This window comes from Cellulomonas olei (assembly GCF_039548315.1).
GTDB lineage: Bacteria > Actinomycetota > Actinomycetes > Actinomycetales > Cellulomonadaceae > Cellulomonas.
The window spans coordinates 1-7,796 of sequence record NZ_JBCLVN010000088.1; the positions used below are offsets into that span (position 1 = coordinate 1).

Annotated in this window: 9 protein-coding genes; all 9 read right to left on the reverse strand. The window is 73.2% G+C overall.

The features are described 5' to 3' along the window. Positions 1-117: 117 nt before the first annotated feature. Positions 118-1,443, reverse strand: coding sequence for a UDP-glucose dehydrogenase family protein (locus AAHH18_RS17885; protein WP_343302550.1), 1,326 nt, complete (start codon positions 1,441-1,443; stop codon positions 118-120). A gap of 137 nt (positions 1,444-1,580) precedes the next feature. Beyond that, positions 1,581-3,065, reverse strand: coding sequence for an NCS2 family permease (locus AAHH18_RS17890; RefSeq protein WP_343302551.1), 1,485 nt, complete (start codon positions 3,063-3,065; stop codon positions 1,581-1,583). A 100-nt stretch (positions 3,066-3,165) separates the two neighbouring features. Beyond that, a complete protein-coding gene (locus AAHH18_RS17895) occupies positions 3,166-3,651 on the reverse strand; it encodes a hypothetical protein (RefSeq protein ID WP_343302552.1) in 486 nt (161 codons plus the stop codon). After that, positions 3,648-4,010, reverse strand: a complete 363-nt coding sequence (locus AAHH18_RS17900) for a response regulator (RefSeq protein ID WP_283321893.1) — start codon at positions 4,008-4,010, stop codon at positions 3,648-3,650. Before AAHH18_RS17900 ends, AAHH18_RS17895 begins: the two co-directional genes overlap by 4 nt. A gap of 70 nt (positions 4,011-4,080) precedes the next feature. Then, the gene (locus tag AAHH18_RS17905; RefSeq protein WP_283321491.1) at positions 4,081-4,533 is read right to left on the reverse strand and encodes a chemotaxis protein CheX; all 453 of its coding nucleotides are present in this window, start codon (positions 4,531-4,533) and stop codon (positions 4,081-4,083) included. After that, on the reverse strand, positions 4,530-4,913 hold the full coding sequence (locus AAHH18_RS17910; protein WP_283321492.1) for a response regulator: 384 nt from the start codon (positions 4,911-4,913) through the stop codon (positions 4,530-4,532). The genes AAHH18_RS17905 and AAHH18_RS17910 overlap by 4 nt, the downstream gene beginning before the upstream one ends. Continuing rightward, positions 4,910-5,917: a CheR family methyltransferase gene (locus tag AAHH18_RS17915; RefSeq protein WP_343302553.1), complete on the reverse strand. Its 1,008-nt coding sequence runs from the start codon at positions 5,915-5,917 to the stop codon at positions 4,910-4,912. Before AAHH18_RS17915 ends, AAHH18_RS17910 begins: the two co-directional genes overlap by 4 nt. Beyond that, entirely contained in the window at positions 5,914-7,104 is a 1,191-nt protein-coding gene (locus AAHH18_RS17920) for a protein-glutamate methylesterase/protein-glutamine glutaminase (protein ID WP_343302554.1), read from the reverse strand. The genes AAHH18_RS17915 and AAHH18_RS17920 overlap by 4 nt, the downstream gene beginning before the upstream one ends. A 103-nt stretch (positions 7,105-7,207) precedes the next feature. Continuing rightward, positions 7,208-7,796, reverse strand: a 589-nt coding sequence (locus AAHH18_RS17925; RefSeq protein WP_343302555.1) for a methyl-accepting chemotaxis protein, incomplete at its 5' end; no start/stop codon positions are given.

A 7,796-nucleotide genomic window follows, 5' to 3' on the forward strand; every position in this document is an offset into this window, starting at 1 on the left:
ATGAGGACCACGTTGCAACAACCACTGGACGCCAAGGCGACGAACCCCGCGTCTGCTGCAATCTCGACGCGAGGCGCGGGCGGGCGGTGAAGGACAGGGACGGCGGACGGGCGCGGGTCAGGGGCGGCCGAGGGCGCGGTACGTCCAGCCGGCCGCGCGCCAGCGGGCCGGGTCCAGCACGTTGCGGCCGTCGAGGATGCGGCGCTCCGCGACGAGGCCCGCGATCGACTCCGGGTCGAGCGCGCGGTACTCGGCCCACTCGGTCGCGAGCAGCACGACGTCCGCGCCGGTCACGGCCTCCTCGACGGTCGGCGCGAACGCCAGGCCCGGCCAGGCGGCGCGGGCGTTGTCGACGGCCTGCGGGTCGGTGACCGTGACGTGCGCGCCCTGGAGCTGCATCTGCGCGGCGACCGACAGGGCCGGCGAGTCGCGGATGTCGTCCGAGTCGGGCTTGAACGCGGCACCCAGCACGGCGATGCGGCGGCCGACGATGGACCCGTCGCAGACCTCGCGGGCCAGGTCGACCATGCGGACCCGGCGGCGCATGTTGATCGCGTCGACCTCGCGCAGGAACGACAGCGCCTGGTCGACGCCGAGCTCGCCGGCGCGGGCCATGAACGCCCGGATGTCCTTGGGCAGGCAGCCGCCGCCGAACCCGAGGCCGGCGTTGAGGAACCGGCGGCCGATGCGTGCGTCGTAGCCGATGGCGTCGGCGAGGCGGGTGACGTCGGCGCCGGTCGCCTCGCACAGCTCGGCCATGGCGTTGATGAACGAGATCTTGGTCGCGAGGAACGAGTTCGCGGCGACCTTCACGAGCTGCGCGGTGGCGTAGTCGGTGACGACCAGCGGCGTGTCGTCGGCGAGCGGCGTCGCGTACACCTCGTCGAGCAGGAGCCGGGCGCGCTCGCCCTCCGGGGTGGGCTCGCCGTCGTCGTCGGTCGGGAGGCCGTAGACGAGGCGGTCGGGGTGCAGGGTGTCCTGGACCGCGAAGCCCTCGCGCAGGAACTCGGGGTTCCAGACGAGCGTCGCGCCCGTGCCGGCGAGCCGCTCGGCGAGCGCCTCCGCGGTGCCGACGGGGACGGTGGACTTGCCGACCACGAGGTCGCCGGGCTGCAGGTGCGGGAGCAGCGCCGCGAACGCGTCCTCGACGTAGCTGAGGTCGGCGCGGAACTCGCCGTGCTTCTGCGGGGTCCCGACGCAGAGGAAGTGGACCTGCGCCCCGGCGACGGCGGCGGTGTCGGTGGTGAACTCGAGCCGGCCGGTGCCCTGCGACTCCGTCAGCAGCTCGGGCAGGCCGGGCTCGTAGAACGGCGCCCTGCCGGCGGCGAGCATCTCGATCTTCGCGGGGACGACGTCGACCCCGACGACGGTGTGACCGAGCTTGGCCATGCTGGCCGCGTGCACGGCTCCCAGGTAGCCGCACCCGATGACCGACACGCGCATGACTGCTCCTTCGACCGACACGTGGGGACGGCGTCGAACCTACCCTGCGGGGTGCCGCGCTGGCACACAGGACAAAACGGGAACGCCGGCCCCGCGAGTCTCACGGGGCCGGCGTCGACCGGTCTGGGACGTCGGGCCTAGAGGCCGAGCCAGCCCTTGATCGGGCCGATGAGGAAGTACACGACGAACAGCGCGCCGGCCACCCACATCAGCGGGTGCACGCGGCGGGCCTTGCCCATCGCGAGCTTGATGACGATGAACGAGATGACGCCCGCGCCGATGCCGACGGTGATCGAGTAGCTGAACGGCATGAGAACGATCGTGAGGAACGCGGGGACGGCGACCTCGAAGTTCTTCCAGTCGATGCCCGAGACCTGCATGACCATGAGGAAGCCGACCACGACGAGCGCGGGGGTCGCGGCCTCGAACGGCACCATGTCGACCAGCGGGGACAGGAACGTCGCCAGCAGGAACGCGATGCCGGTGGTCACCGACGCGAGACCGGTGCGGGCACCGTCGCCGACGCCCGCGGCGGACTCCACGTAGGACGTGTTGGACGACACCGAGGCGGCACCGCCGGCCGCGGCGGCCAGGGAGTCGACCACGAGGATCTGCTTGGTGCGCGGCGGGTTGCCCTGCTCGTCGAGCAGCCCGGCCTCGCCGCCGACGGCCACCATCGTGCCCATCGTGTCGAAGAAGTCCGCGATCATCACCGAGAACACCAGCAGGATCACGGCGACCAGGCCGATCTTCTCGATCGAGCCGAACAGCGAGAACTGGCCGAGCAGCGAGAAGTCCGGCGTGGCCACGACGCTGTCGGGCAGCTGCGGGACGTTGAGCTCCCAGCCGCCCGGGTTCTCCGCGCTCTGCCCGCCGATGGACCCGACGGCCTCGACGACGATCGCGAGGACGGTCGCGGAGGCGATCGCGATGAGGATGGCGCCCTTGACCTTGCGGGCCATGAGGATGATCGCGAGGAACAGGCCGACGACGAAGACGAGCAGCGGCCAGGAGCCCAGCGAGCCGGCGATGCCGAGCTCCACGGGCGTGGCCTGGCTGAGCGGGATGCGGACGAAGCCGGAGTCCACCAGCCCGATGAAGGCGATGAACAGGCCGATGCCGACGCTGATGGCCGTCTTGAGCTCCATCGGGACGGCCTTGAAGACCGCCTCCCGGAACCCGGTGAGCACGAGCACCAGGATGATGAGGCCCTCGAGCACGACGATGCCCATCGCGTCGGCCCACGTCATGTCGGGCAGCGAGGCGATGGAGTAGGCGACCACGGCGTTCAGGCCGAGGCCGGCGGCGAGCGCCAGCGGGAAGTTCGCGACGACGCCCATGAGGATGGACATCACGCCGGCGACGAGGGCCGTGGTGGCGGCGATCATGCCGATGTTGGGCTCGGACCCGCCGCCGAGGAACGACCCGGAGCCGTCCTGGACGGTGCCGATGATCAGCGGGTTCAGCACGATGATGTAGCTCATCGTGAAGAAGGTGACGAGGCCGCCGCGGATCTCGGTCCCGATCGTCGAGCCGCGCTCGGAGATCTTGAAGAACCGGTTGATCGCGTTCCGCGGCTGGACGGGCGCAGACGCGGGCGCCCCCGTGGAGGTGGTGGACATGGGGCGAAGTGTGGCAGAACCGTGAAGGCCGCTGCGCCCCCGTCCGTGAACGTTTACCCCCCGGAAACACGGCGCGCCCGGCGGCCCGCCCCGGGCACGGTCAGATGACGAGCACCGACGCGCAGCCCCGCCCGTACCCCGACACCTCGACCTCCAGGTCGAGCCGCCGCACGTACGCGAGCACCCACTGCGCCACGTCGGCGGGCAGCGGGTCGCGCGGCGCGTAGACGGCGTCGAGCTTGAGGTGCGGGGCGTCGCCGACGTTGAACAGCGCGGCGGTGACGTTGAGGATCTCCCCGGCGTTCTCCGCGAGCGCGGCGGGCAGGGTCTCCTCCTCCACGGCGGTCTGCGCCGTGCGGGCCGGCACCAGGGCGATCGCCGCACCGAGGTGGGCGGCGAGCGGCAGGTCGAACAGCACGAGCGCGGACAGCTTCATGAGCCGGTCGACGAAGACGCCCACGAGCGCGCCGCCGTTCAGCACGGGGTCGACCATCGGGCCGCCCGTGGCGACCTCGATGTCCCGGCCGACGAGGCCCTCCCAGAGCTCGCGGACCTCCAGGGCGCTGGGCAGCGGCGTCCCGCTCATGCCAGCACCGGCTCGATCGCGTCGCGGAACGTGTCCGCGGTGAACGGCTTGGCGATGAGGAACAGGGCACCCGCCTCGTCGGCGAGCGTGCGCATCTCGTCCGACCCCTCCGAGGTGACGAAGCCGAACGGCGTCGAGAAGCCCTCCGCACGCAGCCGGCGCAGCAGGTCGATGCCGGTGAGGTTCGGCATGTTCCAGTCCGAGAGCACGACGTCCGGCTCGTCGGCGCGGACCGCCTCGAGCGCCTCCTGGCCGTCGGACGCCTCGCGGACGTCCCAGTCGTAGCCGGCCTGGCGCAGCGTGCGGATCACGATCTGCCGCATGACGCGGCTGTCGTCGGCGATGAGCACGCGGATCATGCTCGTCACTTCCCTTCGGGTCGGGGTGCCGGGGCCGGGGCCGCGGCGGGTCGGGCGGTCGGCGCTGCGGTCACGGGAACAACCAGACCACGACGACGACGGGACGTCCACGCCAGTCCAGGCGCAGCTCGTGGGTGAGCGAGGTACCGGGGACGACCGGCAGCTCGGCGGCGACCTGCGGCAGGCTCAGCGTGCCCTGCGACGGCAGCAGCGCCTTGACGTTGCCACCGACGACGTTCGCGACCTCCCCGAACGCGTCCACGAGGTCCTCCGGGCCGACCGGCTCGCCGGCGTCCATCCCGAGCAGCGCCCGGGTGAGCTCGTGCGCGGTGGGGACGTCCGTGGTGACCGCGGCGCGGCCGGCGAGCTCGCCGTGCACGTCCACCCAGGCGACCAGCGGCTCGGCGGGCACCGGCACGTCGCCCTCCCAGGGGCGCAGGTAGCCGGGCTCGCCGTCGATCATGGCGGCGAACACCTCCTCGGCGATCGCGTACACCTGGTCGTGCTCCACGGCGGCGGTCATACGGGCTCCTCGGCAGGGACGAGCCCGAGCAGGTCGAGCTTGTCGCGGATGGCGTCGATGGTGAACGGCTTGATGAGGTACTCGTGGGCGCCCGCCGCGAGGGCCCGGACGATCTGCCCGTGCTCGCTCTCCGTCGTGACCATCATCAGCGTGATGTTCCGCCACGCGGGGACGGCGCGGACGCGGGTGACGAACGTCAGCCCGTCCATGACCGGCATGTTCCAGTCGATGCAGGCGAGGTCCACCTGCTCCCCGGACTCCAGCACGTCGAGCGCCTGCTGGCCGTCACCGGCCTGGACCGTGGCGAAGCCGAGGTCCTCCAGGGCGCTCGCGACGATGCGGCGCATGGTCCGCGAGTCGTCGATGACGAGGGCTCTCATCGCGTCACTCCTTGTTCGGGTGTGCCGGGGCGGCCGGCCGGGGCGGTGGGGAAGACGGGCGCTCCCACGCGCGGTCGCGCGGGCGGCAGCGGGGTGCTGGTCGGCCAGGCGGCGGCGGTCCGCGCGGGTGCGGCTGCCGCACCGACGGGCACCGCCGCGGCCGGGGCGGGCCGCGGGCGGGGCACGAGGCCGCCGTGCACGGGCCGGTACACCGAGCCGCGCTCGACGGGCACGCGCTCCCAGTCCCCGTCGACGCCGATCGTGGTCTCCGCGGCGCCGAGCACGAGGAACCCGCCCGGCTTGAGCACGCGGTGCACGCGCGACAGGATCGAGCGCTTCGTCTCGAGGTCGAAGTAGATGAGCACGTTGCGCAGGAACACGATGTCGAACGGCCCGGCGGGCGGCAGGTCCAGCAGGTTGTGCTTCTGGAACGTCACCGCCCGGCGCAGCGCGTCGGAGATCTGCCAGTCCGCGCCGGAGCGCTGGAAGTGCCGCACCAGCATGGGGGCGGGCAGGCCGCGGTTGACCTCGAGCTGGGAGTACCGGCCGGAGCGCGCCTGGGCGAGCACCTGGTCGGACAGGTCGGTCGCGGTGATCTCGACGCGGACGCCGGGGCCGAGCACGTCCGCGAGGGTCATCGCGATCGAGTACGGCTCCTGGCCGGTCGAGCACGCCGCCGACCAGACCCGCACCGAGTCCAGCACCGGCCGCTCGGCCCGCAGCGTGGGCACCACGTGGGTGCGCAGCGCGGAGAACGGCGTGGCGTCCCGGAACCAGGACGTCTCGTTGGTGGTGAGCGCCTCCACGATCTGCGCGAGGTCGGACTCGCGGCGACCCGCGCGGACCTCCCGGACGTAGGCGTCGACGCCGGCGTGGCCGCCCTCGCGCGCGAGCGGCAGCAGCCGGCTCTCCACGAGGTACTCCTTGCCGGCCTCCAGCTGGATGGCGCTGCGACGACGCACGACGTCGGCGACGAAGGCGAACGTGTCCTGGGTCAGGCTCATGGCCGACCTCCGATCGGTGCGGGCGGCCGGCTGCCCGCACGGGCGAGCACGGCCTCGAGGGCGGGGGCTACCTCCCCGAGAGGCAGGACGCGGTGGGCGAGGCCGGCCGTGGCGACGGCGCCGGGCATGCCCCAGACGACGCTGGTGGCCTCGTCCTGGACGAGCACGGTGCCGCCGGCGGCGACGACGTCCTCGCAGCCGGTGCGGCCGTCCGCACCCATGCCGGTGAGCACGACCGCGAGCAGCTGCCCGCCGAGCTCCCGGACGGCGGAGCGGAACAGCACGTCCACCGCCGGGCGGCAGAAGTTCACGGGCGGGCCGTCGGTGAGCACGGTGCGCAGGGCGCCGGCGGTGCGGGCGACCTCCAGGTGGTGGTCGCCGGCCGCGACGTAGACGGTGCCCGGCCGCAGCGCCTCGCCGTCGGTGGCCTCCACGACCGTCGCCGGGCCGAGCCGGTCGAGCCGGGCCGCGAGCTGGCGGGTGAACACCGGGGGCATGTGCTGCACGACGAGCACCGGCACGGGCGGCGGGGCGGACAGCGCGCCGAGCACGCGGGACAGCGCCTCGGGGCCGCCGGTGGACGACCCGAGGACGACCGCGGACACCGGGTGCGGCGTCGGCGCGGGCCTCAGGACGACGGGGCGCCGCGCGGACGCGGCCCCGGCGACCGGGCCGGACAGGGCGGACGCCGCCGGGCGACCGGCGCCGGCCGGCGCGGGTTGCGCCGCGCCTGCGCCGGCCGGGCCCGCCGCTGCGGCGCCGCCGCCCGGGAGGCCCCGGCGCGGCACGAGCGCCTTGATCTTGGGGATCAGCTCGCTCGCGACCCGGTCCAGCGACTCCTGGACGCTGCCGACGTTCGCCGGCTTCGTCACGTAGTCCGTGGCGCCCGCGACGAGCGCGTCCAGGGTGGCGGACGCGCCCCGCTCGGTGAGCGTCGAGAACATGATGATCGGCATGGTCTGCCGGCCCCGCCGCAGCGCACGGACCGCCTCGATGCCGTTCATCTCCGGCATCTCGATGTCCATGGTGACGAGGTCCGGCCCGAGCTGCTCGACCTTGGCCAGCGCGATGCGGCCGTTGGACGCGAAGCCCACCACCTCGATGTCGGGGTCGCGTGAGAGCGAGTCCGTCACCAGCCGGCGGACGACGACCGAGTCGTCGACCACCAGCACACGGATCCTGGTCATGGGCTCCCCTGGGACGCGATGGACCGGCCGCACCGGCCGGTTCGAGGTTCTGATCGGTCGGTGCGGCCGGTTCCTGAGCGGCGCACGGCGCCGGAGCGGGCCGTCAGTAGGTGAAACGCGCGACCCTGTCGTGCAGGTCGGCGGACAGCGTCGCGAGCTCGGCCACGTGGGTCGAGACCTCGCCCAGCACGCCCGCCGAGCGGGACGCGGCGCCCGCGACCCCGGTGATGTTGGTGGCGATCTCCCCGGAGCCCGTGGCGGCCTCGGCCATCGACCGGGACATCTCGTTGGTCGTGGCGGTCTGCTCCTCCACGGCCGAGGCGATGGTCAGCTGGTAGTCGTTGATCGACGCGATGATCTGCGCGATCTGCCCGATGGCCACGACGGCGGCGCCCGTGTCGTTCTGGATGGCCTCGACGCGGCGGGCGATGTCGTCGGTCGCGCGCGCGGTCTCCTGCGCGAGCTCCTTGACCTCCCCGGCGACGACCGCGAAGCCCTTGCCGGCCTCGCCGGCGCGCGCCGCCTCGATCGTGGCGTTCAGCGCGAGCAGGTTCGTCTGCTCCGCGATGGAGGTGATCACCTTCACCACGTTGCCGATCTCCTGCGAGGACACGCCCAGGCGGGCGACCTGCTCGTTGGTCGCGGCGGCGACGTCGGTGGCCTGGCCGGCGACCTTCGCGGCCTCCGAGGCG